Raw genomic sequence first — 22,315 nt, 5'->3', positions numbered from 1 at the left:
GATTAAAGCTTCAAAAACTGTTCGTGAAGCGCCAATACTTGCAGGATAATGGATTGATGCTCGGTATTTCCGATAAAGTAATCGGCCATTTTGCTTTTTTGCTCGTCGCTCCATTGCTTATCCATACGGGCCAATACCTGTTCGCGACTAGCACCATCGCGTTGCATGACCCTGGCCAGTTTAAGCTCGAGCGGCGCCGTTACCAGTATATTTTTGTCGCACATTTGATAAGAACCGCTTTCAAACAACAAAGCCGCTTCTTTTAAAGTATAGGGAACATTTGAAGGCACTTTTTTTGCCCAGCTATCGAAAGCCCTGAATACGGCCGGATGCACCAAGGCATTGAGCTTATCGAGTTCTGTCTGATTGTTAAACACGATCTGCGCAATATGCTTGTTATTGAGTGCACCACTTGCCGCGTAGCTCTCCTGTCCAAAGGCCTTTTTGACGCCGGCTATCAAAATAGGATCGCTTACCATGAGCTCTTTGGCTACGGTATCGGCATAAAAAACCGGGATGCCCAAGGTTTCGAATACTTTGCAAACCGTGGTTTTGCCACTGCCGATGCCACCTGTTATTCCTATCTTCAGCATTATTTTTCGATGATAAAATTGATTTTTCGCGGCACCACCTTTACCAGGGTGCAATATTCGGGAAAACGGGTCAGTTTGACGGTTAGTTTATCGTGATGCAGGTTTTTCCATTCGTTAAGGTCTAAAGTAGCCTCTATAAAATCCTCATCCACTTCCTGATAGCTCGAAAGCGCCACCATGAAGGTGACCTGTACTTTCTTGGGATAAAGCTTTACATCGTAATAATCGCTGTTGTTGATGATTTTTAAGGGCACATCAACCGTTTTCTCGGTAAATTCATCAACCGGTATTTTTACCCCAACGCTGCTGGGATAAACGCTTACATTATTAGAATTGGTTTGCTTAATGGCTAGCCGGGTATTGACGGTTTGTTGCAAATCGGCCAGTTTCAGGGTATCGGTATACCATTGGCTAATTTTGGCCAGTTCTTCCTGCGGACCAGAAATATTAACGTACGAAGGCGTAAGCTGTACCTGACTTGCAATACCATACTGCTTTACAAAGCTGAGGTCGGACACCAATTTAATTGGAATGCGCTTAATGGTGCGTTTAGAAAAATCGAAATAAAGCGTATCCGGCTTTACCGAAATTACCCTTTGCGAGGTTTCCAATTGCTTATTGATCTGTTCCAGCTGGTCTGAAAACAGGATGTAACTGCGATTGTTGAGCTTTTCTAAGCTTACGGTAATAGATTGGGGTTTGATGCGCAGGCGCGAAAACAGCAGCTGCCAGCCCGTTCCTTCTACCTGCAGGTTAACCCGATCAGGTTGCAAAGGCTTAAACGCCTTGTTCTGAGGCTCGTCTTTATACAGAAGCTCCGTTTTGGCTACGTATTTGTACTTGCCATTCAATGCCATGAACAGCCAAGCGCCTATGGCACAGATTAAACAGGCAATGAGCGTTCCCAAACGCTTTCTTTCCAGTTTATTTAGCTTGATCAATGGCATGGAGGTAAAAATACAAAAAAAGCCGCTCCCCTTTGTCGGAAGAGCGGCTTTTTATCATTCAAAAACAATTATGCTTTAGGCGCAGCAGCTTTGGTTGCATCTAAAGAAATGGCTGTTTTATCAAAACGGATTTTGGTACCGCCTTCTACTTCAATCAAAAAAGTAGTATCGTTGCTGCCAACAATTTTGCCATGAATGCCAGCGGTAGTTACGATTTTATCGCCGATTTTAAGTTCTTCTACCAATTTCTTGTGGTCTTTGGCTTTTTTTACCTGTGGCCTAATCATGAAGAAATAAAAAACGATCATGATCAAAACCATCGGAATAACCATACCCGTAAGCTGGTTACCGGCTGCTTGTAATAATACTGTTGATGTCATTATTTTTGTTTTATTGTTGAATTGTTAAAATTGATTTATTGTTAAATTGTTCTATTGTTGAAACTGTTCTATTGCTAAATTGTTGGATTGTTAAAGTGGCAACTTATACAACTGCAAACCGTAAACTGCCAACTGAAAACTGCTAACCGTAAACTGCTAACTACGGCCTCGCTTTCACTTCGCCTACCAGGTGCAGTTTCGGGATGTCGGGATTTGCATTCGAAATCAGGGTAACTACCTTATCCTGCATGCCCATTTTGCCTTCGCTGTTAAACACCACTTTAATGACGCCTTCTTCGCCTGGTTTTACCGGTCCATCAGGATATTCTGGAACCGTACAACCGCAAGTAGCACTGGCATTGGTGATGATCAGCGGTGTTTTGCCTTCATTCTTAAACTTAAACTCATAATGTACTTTTTCGCCCTGCGTAATTTGTCCAAAATCGAAAATCTCCTTTTCAAACTTCACTTTGGGTGCATCGGCGGCAGGCACAGTTGGTGCACCGGTAGCCGACACGCCACTCGCTTCTGCTTTTTGTTCAATGGTATCAGATTTGCTTCTGTTACAGGCGGTAAAAGCGATTACCACACAGGCAGCGATCAATAATCTTTTCATGGATATTAGTCTTCTATAAGGCCACGGCCAATTTTTTTGATACTATTTGTTCTTTTCAGGTCGTTCAAAATCTTGTCCAAGATACCGTTAATAAACGAATTACTTTTCGGCGTACTGTAATCTTTTGAAAGCTCCAGGTATTCGTTGATGGTTACTTTGACCGGAATTGACGGGAAATTCATCAGCTCGCAGATAGCCATCTTCATCAAAATGGTATCCATCAAAGCGATACGCTCCGATTCCCAGTTTTTGGTGCGCTCGGCAATCAGTTCTTGATATTTATCGTCGTTTTTAAGGGTATAGGCAAACAGGTCTTTCACAAACTTGCTGTCTTCGTCCCAGTCGGCGCTGATTGGCGTCAACTTGTTCTTGAACGAATCTTCGAAAGTAAAGTTCTTCAGGGTCTTGGCAATCATGCCCTGCATCACTTCCCTATCTACCGGCCAGTTGATAAACTTGTCTTCAAATGCCTGGATGATATTTTGGTTTTTGAGCAGGAGCTTGCGGAAGATGAATTTGATGATTTCTTTCGAGCTTTCCAGGGTTTCTTCGGCCTCTTCGGCCAAATAAGCTTCGTACTCTTTGGTGGTCTTCAGCTTGTTGAAGATCGATTTAACCAATTCCGGATCGGCAAACCAGTTTACCTGATACCTGTTTACGGCCGAAACATATTCTGGGTTTTCTTTTAAGATAACCGCAAACCTGTTGTGCAGCAGTTTTTGGTTCGGGCTCAAATCTTCGGCAGTTGGCAGGTGCTTGTTGGCTCTCTCCAGTGCATCGTGGGCGGTATATTCGGTTACGTCGACCAAAAGGGCCAACATACGGATATACATTTCATAAACATTGTCGATACTTTGCATCAGTTTTTTCTGATTGCTTACAATGTCTTTTTTGTCTGTCATGTGCCAAGCAAAGATATTTTGCAGGACTTTGATTCGGAGGTGCCTTCTGTTTAACATGAATGTAAGAACGATTGGTATTTTTACCGTTTAATTAATATGAGGATTTGATTTTTTTGATGTCGCTTATTCTTTTTTCGGCAATGCGGCTGGCAGCCAAATTGGTCGGAATTTGTTCTGTTTTTGATAGTTTGATCACTTCGCGGGTAGCGTCGTAGATATTTTCGGTCAGTTGCATGGTTCTTTTCTTGCCAAAACCGGTCAGTTCGGCATAGCAGTTGATCAGGCCACCGGCATTGATCAGGTAATCTGGCGCATATAAAATGCCTTTTTCCAGCAACAATTGTCCATGTACCTGCTCATCGGCCAGCTGGTTGTTAGCCGAACCTGCAATGATGGCAAATTTCATGGTTTTGATGGTTTTGTCGTTTACTGTTGCCCCCAAGGCGCATGGCGCATAGATATCGGCTCCAATGGTAAATATCTTGTCGGCATCAATCGGCTTAGCCTTGTATTTACGAGCCACTTCCTGCAAACGGTCTTGGTTGATATCGCTGATGTAAACTTCTACGTTTTCTTGGCGCAACAGTTCTACCAAATGTTCGCCTACGTTGCCAATACCTTGTACCACCACCGATTTTCCGGCCAGCATATCGGTACCAAAAACTTCCTTAACGCAAGCCTTGATGCCCAAAAACACCCCTTTTGCCGTATATGGCGCAGGGTTGCCCGCACCACCCAACGATTCGGGAACGCCGGTAACATAATTGGTTTCCATGCGGATGTACTCCATATCCCTGGTGGTAGTCCCCATGTCTTCGGCCGTAATGAACTCGCCATTCATGTTTTTGATGAAACGGCCATAGCTGCGCATTAAAGCTTCTGTTTTTTGTTTTCTCGGGTCGCCGATGATCACGGCTTTACCGCCGCCCAGGTTCAATCCGGTAATGGCCGATTTGTAGGTCATGCCCTTAGAAAGGCGCAGCACATCTTCCAGCGCTTCGGCCTCAGAGTTGTAGGTCCACATACGCGTACCGCCCAAAGCAGGGCCCAACGTGGTGTCGTGTACGGCAATAATGGCTTTTAATCCGGTATCTGGATCATTGCAAAAAACCACTTTTTTGTGGCCTGATGCACTTAATTGGTCTAAAACTGAAGGAACGATAGTACTGTTACCAGACATACAAATTTCTTGAAATGATACGGACAAAATTAAAACAAAAAAACCATTATTTTACGTTGTTTTTATGTAAAGTGCGAAAAAAAGAAAAGTCTTTTGGCTAACTTTGCCTATACATGAGGCACCTCCTATTTCTAAACAAATACTTTTACAAATACAAATGGTGGATTATTCCGGGGGTGATCTTCGTGGTGATATCCAACATTTTTGGGGTCGTTCCGGCACAGGTGGTTGGACATGCCTTTAACCTCATTACCGAGAACATTGCCATTTACCAGCTCTGCAACGGCTTTGAGCGCCAGCAGGTGATGTACGATATTTTCAGCAACAGCCTTTTCTTTTTTGGCGCGCTTATTTTGGTGCTTTACCTGTTGCGCGGGCTTTTTCTTTTCTTCATGCGCCAAACCATCATCCTCATGTCGAGGCACATCGAGTTCGACATGAAGAACGAAATCTATGCGCATTACCAAAAGCTGAGCCTCGGTTTTTACCGCCGCAACAATACCGGCGATTTGATGAACCGCGCTACTGAAGACGTAAACCGGGTAAGGATGTATGTTGGTCCGGCCATCATGTATACCATTAATACTACGGTACTGTTTTTCCTGATTATTTATTTCATGTTTTCGGTAAACAGCACTTTGGCCATTTACTGTTTGTTGCCCCTCCCCATTTTGGTACTGACCATTTATTATGTCAATACCATCATCAACCAGCGCAGCGAAAAGATACAGGAACAGCTTTCGCGCCTGTCGAGTTTTGTACAGGAACGGTTTTCGGGCATCAGGGTCATCAAATCTTACGTTAGGGAAGACCACACCCAGGATGTTTTTGCCGAAGAAAGCCAATCGTACAAGAACAATTCGATGGGTTTGGTTAAAGTACAAGCACTTTTCTTCCCGTCGATGCTCCTCCTCGTGGGGCTTAGCACTACCCTAACCGTGTACATTGGAGGCAAGCAGGTAATCGAGGGTTCGATTACGGCGGGCAATATTGCCGAGTTTATCGTTTATGTAAACCAGCTTACCTTTCCGGTAACCATGTTGGGCTGGGTCACTACGCTTATCCAACGCGCGGCCGCCTCGCAAAAGCGCATCAACGAATTTTTGCAATTGAAGCCCGATATCAGCTCGGCCAACACTGTAGAAAAAGACTTTACAGGCAAGATCAGCTTTAAAAACGTGAGCTTTACCTATCCCGATACCGGCATCGAAGCGCTTAAAAACGTAAGCTTTGAGATAGAGAAAGGACAGTTTTTAGCCATCATTGGCCGAACCGGCTCCGGAAAATCGACCTTGGCTAACCTGATTATGCGCATGTACGACGTCGACTCGGGCAGCATACAGATCGATGGCAACGAATTGAAGGGCCTAAACCTGCACAGCTACCGCAACCAGGTAGGCTTTGTGCCCCAAGAAGTTTTCCTGTTTTCGGATACCATCAAAAACAACATCGCCTTTGGCTTAGACCAAGTTGAGCCCGGACAAGTGGAACAGGCCGCGAAAAATGCAGCCGTTTATCAGAATATCATCGATTTTGACCTTAAATTTGAAACCATGTTGGGTGAAAGAGGCATAACGCTTTCTGGGGGACAAAAGCAGCGGGTTTCTATTGCACGGGCCCTGATCAAAGAACCCAAAATCCTCATTTTCGACGATTGCCTTTCGGCGGTAGATACCAAAACCGAAGAAGAAATTTTAGGCAACCTCGGCGCCATTATGAAAGGCAAAACCAGTATTTTGATCGCGCATCGCATATCGACCATCAAAAACGCCGACAAAATTATTGTGCTCGACGAAGGCCGGATTATTGAGCAGGGCACGCATCAGCAACTGCTCGATTTAGGGGGTGCCTACGCCGAAATGTACGACAACCAACTATTGGAAGAAGAAAACAGCTAATCCGCCGTAAAAAACGCCCGTACCCATGCGTGTAGCATAAAGTTCAGTTTTTTAACTAAAACCAAAAACTGCGTTATTCTATTTTGAACTTTGACAATTATTGCTTTATATTTACGACAACCTAAAACTAACACTACACACAACAATGGGAGATTTTGACAACAAAGAGAGAGAAGAGGTTTTTTCCAAGAAGGTAAGAGCAGGTAAACGGACTTATTTTTTTGATGTAAAAGCGACACGTTCAGGCGATTACTACCTTACCTTAACAGAAAGCAAAAAAAGATTGGAAGACGGCGTTTTTGTGAAACACAAAATCTTTTTATACAAAGAAGATTTCGAGAAGTTCACCGAAGGCCTGTCAGAAACCATCGATTACATCAAATCACATCAGGAAGTTGTGGAAAAACGCTACGAATATTCTGAAAACGCAGAATATAACGTAACCAAATCTGAAAACGACGATTTTTCTTACTAAGAACCACCAATATTTACAATCCCTCAAGTCACATTGAGGGATTTTTTTTGCATCTTAAATTTTTGAGGCTAATGTGGGCTTTCGGCTAACCTTTCATCGTCATTACGGTAGAAAATAGCGCAATGATATAAAAGCCAATCAGCACGATGGTCATGATGCCCCAATACTTGAACAGCGATTTCAACCTCAACAAAGCCTCGTTCAGGCTATTTTGGTCGCCATACAAAACCCCTAACTTAGCACGCGAAGCGTATTTGAAAAGCAGCAGGCTTGGATAAAAAATAGCAAAGGCGTACAACAGGCAAACCAGGGTAAGACCCGCGCCCCCCAATGCGGCTATAGATTTTAAGGAGGCTAATTCTGGATTTGTACCCACAGCGGCTCCAATGGTAAAAGCACTAACGACCATTAGTCCTGTAAAAACAAAGCCTACGATCGCTAAAAAGGTAGCCCATTTGGCCATCTCATAAAGATAGCTGCGCATTTCTTCGCTTACAATCAGCTGCGGGTGGGTTGATGATTCAGGAGTTAATTCTTCGTTTTCCATTATTTTGGGCATTATGATTTACAATCAAAGATAAGCATAATTAATTTTTGCCCATTACAAAACACTAGGGAAAGGGCTTAAAAATTAATATCTTTGCGGCCGTGAAAGGTAGCAGGGTGAAAAGACGGGAGGTGGAAGATATTTATTTTCTAAACCAATCAACCAAGAACTGCTAACTGAAAAACTGAACAATAATCGTAAATCAAAACATAAATGGCATTACAATGTGGTATAGTTGGCTTACCAAATGTGGGTAAATCAACCTTATTTAACTGTTTATCTAACGCAAAGGCACAAGCGGCCAATTTTCCGTTCTGTACCATCGAGCCCAATGTGGGCGTAATTACCGTACCCGACGATCGCTTAACCAAGCTTGCCGAGCTCGTGAATCCGCAAAAAGTGGTACCTAACACCATCGAAATCGTTGATATTGCCGGTTTGGTAAAAGGCGCATCGAAAGGCGAAGGACTGGGCAACCAATTTTTGGGCAACATTAGAGCCACCAATGCCATTATCCACGTGCTGCGTTGCTTTGACGATGGCAATGTGATCCATGTTGATGGTTCTGTGGATCCTATCCGCGACCGCGAAATCATCGATACCGAATTGCAGCTTAAAGATTTGGACACTGTGGTGAAACGCATCCAAAAAGTAGAAAAACAAGCCAAAACCGATAAAGACGCCAAAAAGACCTTTGATATTTTGAGCGTGGTGAAAGCACACCTCGAAACTGGAAAATCGGTTCGTACCGCTCCTTTGCAAGCAGAAGATTTCGATTTCATCAGCGATTTGGGCCTATTGACCCAAAAACCCGTGATGTACGTTTGTAACGTTGACGAAGGCTCGGTAGTGACCGGCAACAAATACGTGGAGTTAGTTAAAGCAAACGTAGCCGACGAGAATGCAGAAGTTTTGGTGATTTCGGCAAAAATCGAATCGGAGATTGCCGAATTGGAGAGTTATGAAGAGCGCCAGGAGTTTTTGGCCGATTTAGGCTTGACCGAATCGGGCGTTAACAAATTGATCAGAGCCGCCTATCGCCTACTGGACTTGTACACCTATTTTACCGCTGGTGTGCAAGAAGTAAGGGCCTGGACCATTACCAAAGGCTTTACCGCTCCACAGGCGGCTGGCGTAATCCACACCGATTTTGAAAAAGGCTTTATCCGTGCCGAAGTAATCAAATACAACGATTTTGTAACACTAGGTTCAGAAAATGCTTGTAAAGAAGCCGGAAAACTGGGCGTAGAAGGAAAAACCTACGTAGTGGAAGATGGCGACATTATGCACTTCAGGTTTAACGTATAAACCTAAAGCCTGTTAACGACAACACCAATAGGAAACTAATTTAAAAATCCCGTAGGCACTGCCTATGGGATTTTTTTATGCAAAGACTGATTGTCTAGAAATTCGCCATAATTTATGCATCATAAACTATAGACCATGGACTATCGACTAAAGACTATGAACTTATGAACTAAAGCAACGTTCCCCTCAAAATCAGCACCGCAATGCTGAAATAGATGACAATACCGGTTACATCGACCATGGTGGCTACAAAAGGCGCTGAAGATGTGGCCGGATCGAGCTTCAGTTTTTTCATGATAATCGGCATCATCGAGCCTATCAAACTTCCCCAAAGTACTATGCCAATCAGCGTAAAGAAAATGGTAACCGACAACAGGAACCAATGCGTACCATAATCGTAAATATGGAGGCTTTGCCACAAAACAATCCTGACCAAGCCTATCGTTCCTAAGGTTACGCCCAGCAAAAGTCCGGAAACAATTTCGCGACGCATTACTTTCCACCATTCGGCCAAGGTTACTTCGCCCAAAGCCATGGCTTGTATAATCAGCGTTGAAGCCTGCGAACCGCTATTGCCTCCGCTACTCATAATCAGTGGAATAAACAAAGAAAGCACCACCGCTTTGGAGAGTTCGATCTCGAAGTGTTGCATGGCCGTTGCAGTAAGCATTTCGCCCAAAAAGAGCACGATTAGCCAGCTTGCCCTTTTCTTGACCAGCTTAAAAATCGGCATATCGAGGTAAGGTTCGTCCAAAGCCTCGGTACCCCCTATTTTCTGCATGTCTTCGGTATATTCTTCGTGGGCAATCCACAAAATATCGTCAACCGTTACAATACCTAACAAGATATTTTGATCGTCGACCACAGGCAGGGCCACCCGGTTGTTCATCCTGAACACGTTAATGGCTTCTTCCTGCGGGTCGTTTACGTTGAGCGAAATCAACCTGTTATCGGTCAAATCGCCGATACGCATTTCGGGATCGGCCAATAAAATCTCCCTGATCCTGATATCATCCAGCAGTACACCGTCTTTGTCAATTACATACACCACATCGATGGTTTCGGAGTTTTTGCCATAACGACGGATATGCGAAAGCACACGGCTAACCGTCCAATCGGTTTTAACCGCAATAAAATCGGGGGTCATCAAACGGCCTACGCTGTCTTCCTCGTAACCCAACAGGTGTAGGGCTTCGATCCGGTCGTTGTCGGGCAGCAAAATGAGCAGTTTTTTTACTGCATCGCCCTTCAGTTCGCCCAGTAAGGCCGTCCTATCGTCGGGAGGCAGTTGCCTGATGATTTCGGTCAGTTTGTTGCTCTGCAGTTTTTTGATGATCCTTTCCTGCGTCGGGAAATCGAGAATACGGAATACATTGACTGCCCTTTTGGTAGAAAGGGTTTCTATAAACTTAACGGCATATTGTGGAAGTTCGTCGATGAGCTGTTCTACATCGGATATATTCAGCTCGTTCAGGTACGCCTTTAACTGCCTATCGCTCTCATTTTCTATTAGTTGCAACACTTCTTCTACTAGCAGTTCTTCCATAATCCGTTAAATTTTAAATTTACATAAGCAATCTATTCCGTCTTTTTTTTGCAAAAATGGCTTTTTCTTTTCAGAATGCAAACTATAATCGGTTCAAAATATCCTTTTTGAGGTTAAATAATAGTTAAGAAACCGAAACATTCCCCAGTGCCAAATCAAACTGCTTTTTGGGCTTTGCTCTAAAATTATGGCAATTTTAAGCGACGATTTTAAAAGCGATGAGCAAATTAAGCAGCAGATTAGCTATATTTGCCAATTCTGTTTCCGTAGTTCAATGGATAGAATGTCAGATTCCGGTTCTGATGATGGGGGTTCGAATCCCTTCGGGAACACTTAAAATATTCAACCGTCTTTAATGGAAATTAGAGGCGGTTTTTGTTTAAGAAAGTTTTCGATTATGCCTTAACCTTTTAACAATGGTTACAATGGTGATAATTTAGTAACTTTGTATTATGCAACCTGCAGTTCAAAATAAACGGACGTTAATATCATTGCTTAAGGCCAATGGCCAGAAGTTGAAATCTTATGGTGTTTCGACCCTAAGTATATTTGGCTCGTTTGTTACTGGAAAATTCAATGCAGAAAGCGACATAGATCTTTTGGTTGATTTTGTTCCCGAACAGAAGAACTATGATAATTTTATGGAACTATCATTCTTTTTAGAGGATTTGTTAGGCAGGAAAGTTGAAGTGGTAACTCCACAGTCTTTGAATAAATACATCGGCTCACACATCCTAAAACAAGCTGAACGTGTTGCCATCTAACATAGAGTTGCTCAAACACATGCTTGATGAGGTTTCCTTTGTACTTGGTGCAACTCAAGGAAAGGAAAAGGATCATGTGGTTAACGACCCTGTACTATCAAGAGCCCTTATCAGAAGCTTAGAAATTATCGGCGAAGCTAGCGCCAAAGTTGACCCCGAGTTTAAATCGCTATATCCTAACGTGGAATGGCGAAAAATGTCAAATACGCGTAACCGGTTAATCCACGATTATTTTGGTGTAGACTATGACATCTTTGGGATATCATCGTTTCTAAATTGCCCGACCTCGAAACAGAGCTCCAAGCGATTATTTCAACAAGTTAGGACAAGTTTTTCAAATATTTAAGGTTTCTTCCTAAACTGCAAATGCAACATCATAGCAATAACTCATGGCAAACGAAACCGAAAAACCCGCATTCTGGGAAAAGGCCTTTAGCGAAAAACAGGAAATGTGGGGCTTCGAACCTGCACAATCGGCCGTACTGACCAAGGACTTTTTTCTTGAAAAATCAGTAAAAAACGTATTGGTTCCTGGAGTGGGCTACGGACGCAATGCCCAGCTTTTTGTAGCTAACGGCATGGCCGTAACCGGTATCGAAATTTCAAAAACAGCTATCGAAATGGCTCGAAAACACTACGGAACAGCCATGAACATCTATCAGGGTTCGGTAACCGACATGCCTTTCGACAATAACAAATACAATGGCCTGTTTTGCTACGCCCTCATCCATTTGCTGGATGACAAAGACCGAAAAAAACTCATCAGCGATTGTTATAACCAGCTAGCCGAGCATGGTTATATGGTATTTACGGCCATTTCCAAAACAGCTCCTACCTATGCACAAGGCAAGTTTTTAAGCAAAGACCGCTATGAAATATTCGAGGGCGTGCAAATGTTCTTTTATGACGAAGAATCGGTCCACGCAGAATTTGGCCCTTACGGACTGTTCGAAATCATTCCCATTCAAGAAAGCCAGCCCTTCCTGCTCGTCAAATGCAAAAAATAAGGAGCGCTTTGGTCAAAGCCTAGGGTTTATTGCCCCAGGTAAGCGCCGATCACCTTCATCCGCATTTTGTTCAGCTCGTCTATTTCGGTGGTATTGGAAATGAGTATAAAAGTTAGTCCTTTATCAATTAAGTGTACCCAATTGGCCGTATGTCCATAGCCTCCACCCTGTCTTTCGGCTAAAATGGTTTCTACCTTGCCAAATTTCATCGGATAAACCCAAAATCCAAAGGCTACATCGCCCAGTTTCGGGTAGCTAGTTGTCATGAGCTGTACGGTTTCCTTTTTGAGGATCTGATGGTTGAAAATGGCCTGATCAAATTTGAGCAGGTCTTTTGGCGTAGAATACATGGCACCTGCCGAGTAAAAATTATCAATGTATACGTTTGTGGGCATGTAAACTTCCTTCACGTTGTTTTCGCGGGGCGAATAACCCTCATCCATGTTTTTGACGATGTCATCGTGGTGATAGAAATCCGTTTCGGTCATTTTCAACGGAATCAAAATCTTCTCCCTCAACACTTGCTCAAAGGATTTGTGGTAAAGGTTTTCGACAATCTTGCCCAACAATATAAAATCGCCGTTGTTATACGAGAACTTGGTACCCGGCGTATCAATCAATTTTTCGGAAAGGTATCTTTTAATGAAGTCGTCGAGGCCCCAAATGGTTTTGTTGTAGGCTTCGTGGATCATTTCGGGGGTGCTGATGTCTTTATGGAACAGGCCGCTGCTGTAGGTAAGTAGGTTTCTGACCGTGACTTTTTTCGCTCCTTCTCCCTGATAATCGGGAATATAGGCTGAAATCGTAGAATCGAGGTTGATTTTGCCTTGCTCATAAAGTTGCATTATCAAAACCGTGGTAAACGTTTTGGTGAGCGACCAAATCTGATACCTTGTGGTTTCGCCGTACTTGATATCGTAATGCCTGTTGGCCAAACCCGTATATTTCAAATATTCGATTTTGCCGTTCTTGGCAATGAGCACAGCCCCGTTAAAGTTGCGCTGATTGATGCATGAATCCATCACCTTCTCTACTTTCGCCAATTGGGCAAAGGCAAACACGGGCAAGAACAACAAACAGTGTATCGAATATTTAAAGATTTTCATATTTCTACTGATTTTAGCCTCCTCATTTTATTTGTCAAATTACGACAATTTAAAAGCAAATGCACTTATTGCTCAATGGGTTTATTGTCATAAACTGCCGGTACTTGTTTTTGTAGCCACATGGTCATCCAAGCCGAGGCCATTCTGGTGGCAATAGCTTCTTCCCTACCCGGATAGCTGTTTTCGTCATCGCCGGTATAGGTATGCCCATCGGCAAAGCGTTGCTGCTGTGCCCATACTTTATCGGTGTGCAGTTTTGCCCAATATTTTCCTTTATGGTTAAGCGCTTTATCATCCCAACCGTAAGTAAAAGCGGCAATATCGAGATTGGCATAGGTATCGTAAACCCCTAAACCCCAATCAGAACCCTCTGGGTAATAAACCTCGGGACTACCAACCTGATACATGGTCCCTCCAGGAGCCTTGTAAGGAGGCGATGAAAAGCGATAGGAAGTTACCGAGTAATAAATTTTATCAAGGTTAAACCGGGCGGCTTCGGGTGTCGGCTTCCCAACCAACGAAAACACAATCGGTGCATTGATCATCGAAGCGAGTGCATTATAAGTAGGATGAATAATGCCATGGTTAATCACAAACCCCGGTTCTTCTACATTATAACCCTCTACCCAGCTGCTTACCGGACGTCCGTGTATGATTTTGGAATTCTTCAAATCAGAAGGCAAAGCTGTGGCAGCAATGAGGTACTCGGCCGCTTTATAAAGCCATTTACCGGCATGAGCGTGCTTTGGCATCATTTCGGCCGCCAAATACAGCAATTCTGCATTCCAGGCATTTTCTTCTATTTTGGAATCTCCCTTAAAGATTACCTTTCCAGTACTATCCTTGTAATAAAGTGGCTTGGTTGGCAAAAACCGGTCTGCTTCGGCCACAATCATCCGGATGATATTGGACTGGTCTTTCGGTGCAAAATCTTCCCATAAAAGCCAAGCGCCATATCCGGCATAATAAGCCCAGTGGGCGGCCTGCCAATCCCCACCCCAAACACTTCGCGTAGCATTGATTTTATGGTCGTAGGCAACCGATTTGATCATCAGAACTGCTTTTTCTTGAGCTTCCTGTAACGATTGACCTGTTACTTTAGGGTCGTATATGCCGGTTTTGATAGCGATAGCCAAGCCAAAAGCCATTCCGGCAGGGAAACGATACCTGTATTCGTTTACCTTCGATTTGCTTTTCAGGTCGAGATAACCCGTCGAATCTGTCTGGTACTTTTTAAGGTCGCGATACCAAGCGCCAAGTGCAAATTTATTGACATTTAACAACGTAGCTTTTACGGTATTGGCCAAGTCATCATGAGGTATTTTTTTCTTAAATCGCGTCCAGTTAATGGGCTGTACAATGGTATTGTCGACTTCTTTAATGGGTACAAGGTTTTGACTGTTGGCCACATTAGCCATAACAATGAGCAGCAGGGCTGTCAGCATTGGTAATCGATGTTTCATTTTGTTGGTTTAGGTAGATTAAAATCGCTAGCCAATATAATTTATATTTTCTAGAATTTAATTAACCCAGGGTTAAACAAAAAAACCATAGCGAAAAGCTATGGTTTTTATTGTGTGATGATTAAATGCCTATTGCCAACCGCCGCCTAATGCACGGTATAAAGCCACACCGGCATTAAGCTGTGCCGTTTTAATGGTGGTTAAATCCAATTCGCCTCTTAACAGATTGCCTTGGGCGGTAATTACCTCTAAATAATTGGCCATCCCGCTTTTAAAGAGCAGGTCTGCGTTTTTAACAGCCAACTGTAAGGTTTGCACCCTGGTTTGCACGGTGGCATATTCGTTTTTGAGATTGATCAACTTGGCCTGCTCGTTCGAAACTTCGGCAACGGCCCCAATGACGGTCTGTCTAAACTGCAACACCGATTTTTCCCTTTCTATTTTAGCCAGTTCGAACTGGGTTTTCAATTCCTTCCGCTGAAAAATAGGTTGCGTAATGCCGCCTCCCACTACGCCAAATAACGATGCCGGAATGTTAAACCAATTGCTGGCCTTAAAAGAATTTAAACCTCCACTGGCCGAAATGGTTAGGCTGGGGTACATCATGGCATTGGCTATGCCCACTTTGGCATTGGCAATTCTCAGGCCCAATTCCATGCTTTTTACATCAGGCCTAATGCTCAACAAATTTGCGGGTACCCCTACGGCCAACTGATCGGGAACGGTTAATTGTGCTAAAGTAGCCGCACGCTCAATGGCCGTTGGAAACTTGCCGGTTAATACGCTCAGCGCGTTTTCCTGAATGCTGATGGCTGTGGTAAGCTGCGGGATCAATTGAGTAGCGTTCAGCAACTGGGCTTCAGCCTGCTGAATGGCCAACGAGCTCACCTGACCGGCATCAAACTGCATTTTGATCATTTTAAGTGTATTGGTATTCAGCTCGATATTCTGCTGCGCCACTTTCAATTGCGCATCCAACATCAGCAACTGGTAAAAGCCCGTAGCCACCTCGGCTACAATACGGGTCTGCACCGCTTTCTTTACTTCGGCCGATTGCAGGTAACCGGCATAAGCGGCCTCCTTTTGTTTCTTGATCTTGCCCCAAATATCGGCTTCCCAACTCAAGCCTAAATTGGCATTGAAATCTTCGATATGTGTAGTTTTTAAAAACTGCGAAGTGCTCAATCCGTTCAAGCTGTTATCCGACGGACGGTTAGAACTGGCCGTAACCTGTAGGTTCAGCTGGGGCACATTGCCCATTTTTGCCCTTTGCAGCATCAGCTCCGAGGCCTCGATGTTTTTCAGTGCCATTTGTAGGTCGATGTTTCGCAACAAGGCGCTATCAATCAAATTGCGGATGGTCGGCGTAGCAAAAAAATCCTTTACCGGCAACGCACCGATGCTGTTGGTATCTGTATTGCCATCCCTAAAGTTCATCGGCACATCCTTCATGGGGTTGGCGATGTTTTTGGTGAGGCTACAGCTGCTTATGGCCAAAATCAGCAGGGCCAAAAAGCTATTTATCAATATTTTCATCTGTTATTTATACTAATTTTAGTTATACCATTTCTTCAACCATGAAGAAACGAGGGGCAAAAACTCTTCGAGTGGCGAAGGCTCTTGCGTGGTAGTTTGGTTATTTTCCATCGTGAACTAAATGATGATTTTCTTCGTGGTGCACATTTGTAGGCGCACCCGTGATTTTTTCCTGTAAAAACTGGAAGAGGATAAAAAGTACCGGAATAAAGAATACGCCAAGCAGTACCCCCGAAAGCATCCCGCCAGCGGCTGCGATACTGATGGAGTGGTTACCCAATGCCGATGGACCTGTAGCCCTCATCATCGGGATCATCCCTACAATAAAGGCCAAAGAAGTCATGATAATCGGGCGCAAGCGCAATTTGGCCGCCTCCAAGGCCGACGACAGCAGGGTTTGTCCGGCTCTTCTGCGCTGGATGGCAAATTCTACAATCAGAATGGCATTTTTGGCCAGCAAGCCAATCAGCATCACCAGGGCTACCTGCACATAAATATTGTTAGAGATACCGGTAAAACCGATAGCTGCAAATACGCCGAATATACCGGTTGGAATAGACAAGATAACCGAAAAAGGGAGGATATAGCTCTCATACTGCGCCGACAACAAGAAATAAACAAACAGCAGGCACAGGATAAAAATAACCACCGACTGGCCGCCCGAAGAAATCTCTTCTTTGGTCATCCCCGAAAATTCGTAGCTATAACCACCCGGCAAATGCTTGGCAGCCACTTCTTCTACCGCTTTAATGGCATCGCCCGAACTGTAACCCGGTTTGGCAATGGCATTTAAGCCGATGGAACTGAACAGATTGTAACGTGATACCGTTTCTGGACCATAAACCCGAGTCAATTTCACCAAGGTATTGATAGGTACCATTTGGCCCCTGTTGTTCTTGACAAACACGCCATCCATGGCTGCCGGATTGGCCCTGTCTTCCTGATCGGCTTGTACCACCACGCGGTAATATTTGCCAAAACGGTTGAAATCGGAAGTTTGGGCACTACCAAAATAGGCCTGCATGGTTTGTAGGATATCTCTTACGCTTACGCCTAGCTGGGCCGCTTTAACCTCGTCAAGCTCCATGGCCAACTGGGGATAATCAGACCTGAACGAGGTAAAGGCTACCGCAATTTCCGGGCGTTTCATCAACTCGCCAATAAAATTGGACGAAACTTCGCTAAACTTGTCCAGTTTGCCTACCGTTCTGTCTTGCAATACGATATCTAAACCGTCAATGTTACTGAAACCCGGCACGGTTGGGAAAGTGAACACAAAGAAATTGGCACCCTTAATGGCGGCCAGTTTTTGTCGTACCTCGCCCATAATGCCATCGATATCCTTGATTTTTCCGCGCTCTTTGGTTGGTTTCAGCAATACAAAAGCCACACCCGACGAAGGGCTCGACGACTGGGTGAGCATGTTGAAACCAGAAAGTCCCATCAAGGTTTGTTTCGATTCCATCGATCCCAAAATACCCTCCAACTGCTTGATGACTTCCGTTGTACGGTCTAACGAAGCACCGGCAGGCATCGACAGCGAAATAGCGATAAAACCTTGGTCTTCTGAAGGAATAAAACCCGATGGCGTACGTTTGATCATCACGCCTGTAGCCACAATTACCGCAACCAATGCCACCATGGTAGCCCAACGGAACTTGATTAGAAATTTAAGGCCGTTGGTATATTGATCAGTTATTTTTTGGAAACCGGAATTAAAGCCAGCAAAGAATTTCTGCTTAAAGGTTTTCTTTTCGCCAGTAGCCGGATTGTGCTCTTTCAAGAACAAGGCCGCCAGCGCAGGGCTTAAAGTCAAGGCATTTACCGCCGAAATGACGATGGCAATAGCCAGGGTAAAGGCAAACTGTCTGTAAAACAAGCCTGTTGAGCCTTCCATAAAGCCTACCGGCAAAAATACCGCCGACATGATGAGGGTGATGGAAATAATGGCACCGGTAATCTCGCTCATGGCCGAAGCCGTTGCCGCTTTAGGAGGCAAATGCCGGTGTTCCATTTTGGCATGAACCGCCTCTACCACCACAATGGCATCATCTACCACAATCCCAATGGCCAACACCAATGCAAACAGGGTAAGCAGATTGATAGAGAAACCAAAAATCCACATAAAGAAGAAAGTTCCCAAAATGGCCACCGGCACAGCTATGGCTGGAATGAGGGTCGACCTGAAATCCTGCAGGAACACAAAAACCACGATAAACACCAAGATAAATGCCTCGATTAAGGTGTGGATTACCTGATCGATAGACTGGTCTAACGAATATTTGGTATTGTATAAAATGAGATGTTTTACGCCTTTCGGAAAGTCTTTTGATAGTTTTTGCATCAGCTTGTCTATCGCGATCTGAATTTCGTTCGAGTTGGAGCCCGCCAGCTGCACGATACCGATGTTAACCCCGGGCTTGCCGTTTACACGGGTGAAGTTGGTGTACGAATAGGCCCCAAATTCAATTCTGGCCAAGTCTTTCAACCTTAATACCGAACCATCGGGATTGGCTTTGATCACCATATCGCCATATTCTTCTGGTTTGTTGAGCTTGCCTTTGTAGGTAATCACGTATTCGAAAGCCTCTTTGCTGCTCTCGCCGAACTTGCCAGGCGCCGCTTCCAGGTTTTTATCCTGAATAATGCCCATCACTTCTTTTGGCGTCAGGTTGTAAGTCGCCATTTTAGCAGGGTTGAGCCAGATACGCATCGAGTAGTCTTTGTTACCACCAAAAATGGTTGCCGAGCCTACACCCGGAATACGTTTAATATCAGGAATGATGTTGATTTGGGCATAGTTGGCCAAGAAAGTCTGGTCGTAGTTTTGCTCATCGTCAGTGAACAAATCGACCACCATAATCAAGCTATTTTGTTGCTTGGCTGTGGTAATACCGGCCTGCACCACCTCGGCAGGCAATTGGCTGGTGGCTTGGGCCACGCGGTTTTGTACGTTTACAGCGGCCTGATCGGGATTGGTACCCAATTTAAAATAAACGGTAATGACCAACGAACCATCATTACTGGCCGTAGAGCTCATATAGCTCATGTTTTCGACACCGTTGATGGATTCTTCCAGCGATGGCGCTACCGAACGTAATACCGTTTCGGCGTTGGCACCTGGGTAGAAAGCCATGACCTGAACCGCCGGTGGCGCTATATCAGGAAATTGCTGCAAGGGCAATTTAGACAGCCCTAAAACCCCAAGTATAACCAATAGGATAGAGATGACCGTAGCGAGTACCGGCCTGTTTAGAAATATTTTGAACATAATTTTGTCTTATTTTGTAGCGTTATAGGCAGTTACGGGTTTGCTGATTTCTGGCTGGATCAAGTCGCCTTCTTTTAAGCTCTCGAAACCTTTGGCAATAATCTGCTCGCCCGATTTTAGGCCATCTTGTATTAAATAATTGGTACCGCTTGTGCCCAGCACCTTAATGGGACGTTTGCTTACTTTGTTGTCTTTGCCAACGGCATATACAAATACTTTGTCCTGTATTTCGATGGTCGATGCCTGTGGAACCAACAACACGTTGTTGTGCGCCATGCCCAACCTTACCTTGCCGGTGTTGCCCGATCTTAATACGCCTTTGGCATTAGGAAAACTGGCTCTTAAAGTAATGGCGCCGGTAGTTTTGTCGAACTGGCCATCAACCATATCTATTTTGCCATTGGCAGGATATAAAGTCTGGTCGGCCAAGACCAACGAAACCGGAGGCAAATGCTTGAGCCTTTCGTTTACCGAATTGCCCTCGTATTTAGCATTGAAATTGATGAAATCGGTTTCGGCCAAAGAAAAATACACATGTACCTCGTGCACGTCGGAAAGGTTGGTTAACGCTTCTGGATCTGCCGGACCAACCAAACTGCCTTGTTTTTTGGGCAAGCGGCCAATGTAACCGCTAATGGGTGCCTTGATTTCGGTATAAGCCAAATTGATTTGGGCATTGTTTACGCTGGCTTTAGCCTGTTCTACGTTAGCTACCGCAATTTGATGTGCAGTTTTTGCCGTTTGCAATTGAAAAGCAGAAACCACTTTGTTCTGTACCAATGGGGTAAGCTTATCTATTTCCAACTGTGCATTTAAAACCGCAGCCTGTGCAGCCTGCAAAGCGGCTTTGGCATTATTGAGTTGGGCCTTAAACGGCAATGGCGAAATTTGGAACAACAACTGGCCCTTGTTCACCAACTGGCCCTCGTTTACATAAATACGGTCTATGGTACCCGAAACCTGCGGGCGGATTTCTAGGTCGGCAGCACCTTCTATAGCAGCCGGATAGTCAACAAATGTTTCTTGAGAGCCTTGGCTAATGGTAATTACAGGTAATGACGGAGCTTGGGCAACCTGGGCCTGCTCTTGTTTGCCTGCACAGCTTGCCAAGAACAAGACTGTAGCTAAGGCAAAAAATCTAACATAGTTAGATAACTTAACATTGTTAAGTAACGGAGTGAAATTGGAGATATATTGCATGATTATTGGGATTTGAATGTTTATTTTACGTTAATAAATTAATCTAACAGTGTTAAGTAGAAGTCGAAAAAATTTTAATCGTTGATGGTTCTGATAATCGCCTGGATAGCGCCCCTCAAAATCTGCTGATTAATTTCTTCGTTGGTACCTTTTTGTGTTAGGTTGATCGATATCAGGCCGTGTATAACCGACCAAAAAGTATAATATTTTAAACAGATGATATCTTCTGGTCGCGGCTCTTTGGTAACGAGCTTGTCGATGGCATCTGAAAAAAGCTTGGTTGTATATTCTGCTTCGGGCAACGATTTTTTGAGCTCGCAGCAGTTCATGTCAACACCGTACATCAGCTGGTACATTTCCTTGCAGTTGAAGGCAAATTGCCAGTAGGCCATCCACATGGCTTCCAGTTGCTGTGCCGGTTCGGTTTCGCTGTCTTGGGCTTTTTTAATCTTTTTGCCCAGAATGGCATAGCCTTGGCGGGTCAGTTCTATCAATAGGCCTTCTTTGTTGGGGAAGTATTCGTAAATAATAGGCGCGGTATACTCAATGGCATCTGCGATCTTCCGCATGCTCAGCGCATTCCAACCCTCGTGCTTCACAATCTGCAAGGCCGCATCCAATATCCCTTTGCGGGTATCTTCTTTTTGTCGCTGGATTCTTTCTTTACTTCCCATGGCCGGTTAAATGATATAAAATAATCTAACACCGTTAAGCAAATGTAGAAATGATTTTGATGATGCATATCATTTATTTGTCAGATAAAATTAAATGGGCTTTAGATGGGCGAAAAGGAGGTTTTTGGATGAAATTTATCCTTGAAATCGATTATCTGTAAACCTATGGCCGACAAACAAGCTAATAGTTTCTTCTATTTGAGATTGCCTACCTTCCGGTAGATTGGCAAATCCTGACAAATTAGGAAGATGTAGAAATCACTTCCCAATAAAAGTGCTGATATAAAGATTTTTCGCAGTAGGCAATTCATTACATACCCTCCTCAATTCAACTATTTCATCAGCATAAGCTTCTTTATCAAATAAGTAAAGAAAAAAATAAGGTACCAGGACACCTTGGTTTCTGTTCGTTTCCAATATAGCCTTACAATCATTCTCCGTGAAATCAGATGTAAAATAAAGTCTATGAGATAGGTATCGCCTCCAAAAAACCAGCTCTAAATGATCAGGATAATTTTTCAAACCCTTATCTATCGTCGGCAAGAAGTTCTTTTCTCCAATTACACTCCATTCATCAGGTATGTTATTAGGATCATTAAACTCAATTTGTTCAGTTGCAAAAGACCAATACAAAAAAGCTAAATTTATAAAACAATCAACATCAGGAACATTGCTTCCCCTTATCTCTTCTTCATAAAATTTAACTGCATCTATATACTGTTTTTCTATATCTTTTATGAATGCTCTGTTCATCGCTGATTTATTGTTGGCTTAAGGAGCATTATTTTTTAGAACAACGATTTAAATATCAAAACAATCCCCAATATAATTCCGAAAATACATCCTACATATATTTTTATATCATTGCCAAAACCACTTTTATATCCTTCTTTCGTTTCTCT

At 43.8% G+C, this 22,315-nt stretch carries 21 protein-coding genes and 1 tRNA gene; 7 read left to right on the top strand and 15 right to left on the bottom strand.

Features of this window, described 5'->3' with window-relative positions; translation table 11 throughout:
• Positions 1-2: 2 nt before the first annotated feature.
• From coaE to VRU48_RS00800, 6 genes are all read right to left on the bottom strand, one after another.
• Positions 3-593 carry a dephospho-CoA kinase gene (gene coaE / locus VRU48_RS00825; RefSeq protein WP_330106034.1) on the bottom strand — a complete coding sequence of 197 codons (591 nt, stop codon included), beginning with the start codon at positions 591-593 and terminating at the stop codon, positions 3-5.
• Positions 593-1,540: a CdaR family protein gene (locus tag VRU48_RS00820; RefSeq protein WP_330106033.1), complete on the bottom strand. Its 948-nt coding sequence runs from the start codon at positions 1,538-1,540 to the stop codon at positions 593-595. Before VRU48_RS00820 ends, coaE begins: the two co-directional genes overlap by 1 nt.
• A gap of 68 nt (positions 1,541-1,608) precedes the next feature.
• Positions 1,609-1,920, bottom strand: a complete 312-nt coding sequence (gene yajC, locus VRU48_RS00815; RefSeq protein ID WP_330106032.1) for a preprotein translocase subunit YajC — start codon at positions 1,918-1,920, stop codon at positions 1,609-1,611.
• A gap of 160 nt (positions 1,921-2,080) precedes the next feature.
• Positions 2,081-2,536 (bottom strand): DUF1573 domain-containing protein, encoded by a 456-nt coding sequence (locus VRU48_RS00810; protein ID WP_330106031.1) that lies wholly within the window; start codon positions 2,534-2,536, stop codon positions 2,081-2,083.
• Positions 2,537-2,541: 5 nt separating this feature from the next.
• Positions 2,542-3,495 carry a transcription antitermination factor NusB gene (nusB, locus tag VRU48_RS00805; protein WP_431311606.1) on the bottom strand — a complete coding sequence of 318 codons (954 nt, stop codon included), beginning with the start codon at positions 3,493-3,495 and terminating at the stop codon, positions 2,542-2,544.
• 34 nt (positions 3,496-3,529) lie between these two features.
• Entirely contained in the window at positions 3,530-4,618 is a 1,089-nt protein-coding gene (locus VRU48_RS00800) for a Glu/Leu/Phe/Val family dehydrogenase (RefSeq protein WP_199136678.1), read from the bottom strand.
• A 113-nt stretch (positions 4,619-4,731) separates the two neighbouring features.
• Between VRU48_RS00800 and VRU48_RS00795 the strand changes: the two genes are divergently transcribed.
• Positions 4,732-6,516: an ABC transporter ATP-binding protein gene (locus VRU48_RS00795; protein ID WP_330106029.1), complete on the top strand. Its 1,785-nt coding sequence runs from the start codon at positions 4,732-4,734 to the stop codon at positions 6,514-6,516.
• Between the two features lie 145 nt (positions 6,517-6,661).
• Positions 6,662-6,991, top strand: a complete 330-nt coding sequence (locus VRU48_RS00790) for a DUF3276 family protein (protein ID WP_199136674.1) — start codon at positions 6,662-6,664, stop codon at positions 6,989-6,991.
• 85 nt (positions 6,992-7,076) lie between these two features.
• Here the strand turns inward: VRU48_RS00790 and VRU48_RS00785 are convergent, their stop codons facing one another.
• Entirely contained in the window at positions 7,077-7,538 is a 462-nt protein-coding gene (locus VRU48_RS00785) for a hypothetical protein (RefSeq protein WP_330106028.1), read from the bottom strand.
• Positions 7,539-7,751: 213 nt separating this feature from the next.
• Between VRU48_RS00785 and ychF the strand changes: the two genes are divergently transcribed.
• Positions 7,752-8,846 carry a redox-regulated ATPase YchF gene (gene ychF / locus VRU48_RS00780; protein ID WP_330106027.1) on the top strand — a complete coding sequence of 365 codons (1,095 nt, stop codon included), beginning with the start codon at positions 7,752-7,754 and terminating at the stop codon, positions 8,844-8,846.
• A 169-nt stretch (positions 8,847-9,015) separates the two neighbouring features.
• Here the strand turns inward: ychF and mgtE are convergent, their stop codons facing one another.
• A complete protein-coding gene (gene mgtE / locus VRU48_RS00775) occupies positions 9,016-10,392 on the bottom strand; it encodes a magnesium transporter (protein WP_330106026.1) in 1,377 nt (458 codons plus the stop codon).
• A 260-nt stretch (positions 10,393-10,652) separates the two neighbouring features.
• On the opposite strand from mgtE, the gene VRU48_RS00770 reads away from it, so the two are divergent.
• The 4 genes from VRU48_RS00770 (at position 10,653) to VRU48_RS00755 (ending at position 12,163) form a co-directional block, all read left to right on the top strand.
• A tRNA-Arg gene (locus tag VRU48_RS00770) sits at positions 10,653-10,724 on the top strand.
• A 120-nt stretch (positions 10,725-10,844) separates the two neighbouring features.
• Complete coding sequence (locus VRU48_RS00765; RefSeq protein WP_330106025.1) at positions 10,845-11,156, top strand: nucleotidyltransferase family protein; 312 nt, start codon at positions 10,845-10,847, stop codon at positions 11,154-11,156.
• 19 nt (positions 11,157-11,175) lie between these two features.
• Positions 11,176-11,502 (top strand): HepT-like ribonuclease domain-containing protein, encoded by a 327-nt coding sequence (locus tag VRU48_RS00760; protein WP_330107744.1) that lies wholly within the window; start codon positions 11,176-11,178, stop codon positions 11,500-11,502.
• A 43-nt stretch (positions 11,503-11,545) separates the two neighbouring features.
• On the top strand, positions 11,546-12,163 hold the full coding sequence (locus VRU48_RS00755; RefSeq protein WP_330106024.1) for a class I SAM-dependent methyltransferase: 618 nt from the start codon (positions 11,546-11,548) through the stop codon (positions 12,161-12,163).
• Positions 12,164-12,189: 26 nt separating this feature from the next.
• On the opposite strand, the gene VRU48_RS00750 is transcribed toward VRU48_RS00755, so the two are convergent.
• The 7 genes from VRU48_RS00750 to VRU48_RS00720 all read right to left on the bottom strand — a co-directional run bounded on the left by VRU48_RS00750 (position 12,190) and on the right by VRU48_RS00720 (position 22,166).
• A complete protein-coding gene (locus VRU48_RS00750; protein ID WP_330106023.1) occupies positions 12,190-13,269 on the bottom strand; it encodes a serine hydrolase domain-containing protein in 1,080 nt (359 codons plus the stop codon).
• A gap of 65 nt (positions 13,270-13,334) precedes the next feature.
• Positions 13,335-14,732 carry a hypothetical protein gene (locus tag VRU48_RS00745; RefSeq protein WP_330106022.1) on the bottom strand — a complete coding sequence of 466 codons (1,398 nt, stop codon included), beginning with the start codon at positions 14,730-14,732 and terminating at the stop codon, positions 13,335-13,337.
• Between the two features lie 129 nt (positions 14,733-14,861).
• The gene (locus VRU48_RS00740) at positions 14,862-16,268 is read right to left on the bottom strand and encodes a TolC family protein (RefSeq protein WP_330106021.1); all 1,407 of its coding nucleotides are present in this window, start codon (positions 16,266-16,268) and stop codon (positions 14,862-14,864) included.
• A 100-nt stretch (positions 16,269-16,368) separates the two neighbouring features.
• Positions 16,369-19,539, bottom strand: a complete 3,171-nt coding sequence (locus tag VRU48_RS00735; protein ID WP_330106020.1) for an efflux RND transporter permease subunit — start codon at positions 19,537-19,539, stop codon at positions 16,369-16,371.
• A 9-nt stretch (positions 19,540-19,548) separates the two neighbouring features.
• Positions 19,549-20,739: an efflux RND transporter periplasmic adaptor subunit gene (locus VRU48_RS00730; RefSeq protein ID WP_330106019.1), complete on the bottom strand. Its 1,191-nt coding sequence runs from the start codon at positions 20,737-20,739 to the stop codon at positions 19,549-19,551.
• A 74-nt stretch (positions 20,740-20,813) separates the two neighbouring features.
• Positions 20,814-21,413, bottom strand: a complete 600-nt coding sequence (locus VRU48_RS00725) for a TetR/AcrR family transcriptional regulator (RefSeq protein WP_330106018.1) — start codon at positions 21,411-21,413, stop codon at positions 20,814-20,816.
• Between the two features lie 258 nt (positions 21,414-21,671).
• Positions 21,672-22,166 carry a hypothetical protein gene (locus VRU48_RS00720; protein WP_330106017.1) on the bottom strand — a complete coding sequence of 165 codons (495 nt, stop codon included), beginning with the start codon at positions 22,164-22,166 and terminating at the stop codon, positions 21,672-21,674.
• Positions 22,167-22,315 lie beyond the last annotated feature (149 nt).

Origin of the sequence: Pedobacter albus, from assembly GCF_036324255.1 — a bacterium.
Taxonomy (GTDB): domain Bacteria; phylum Bacteroidota; class Bacteroidia; order Sphingobacteriales; family Sphingobacteriaceae; genus Pedobacter; species Pedobacter albus.
This window is presented reverse-complemented; position numbering and strand designations above follow the sequence as displayed.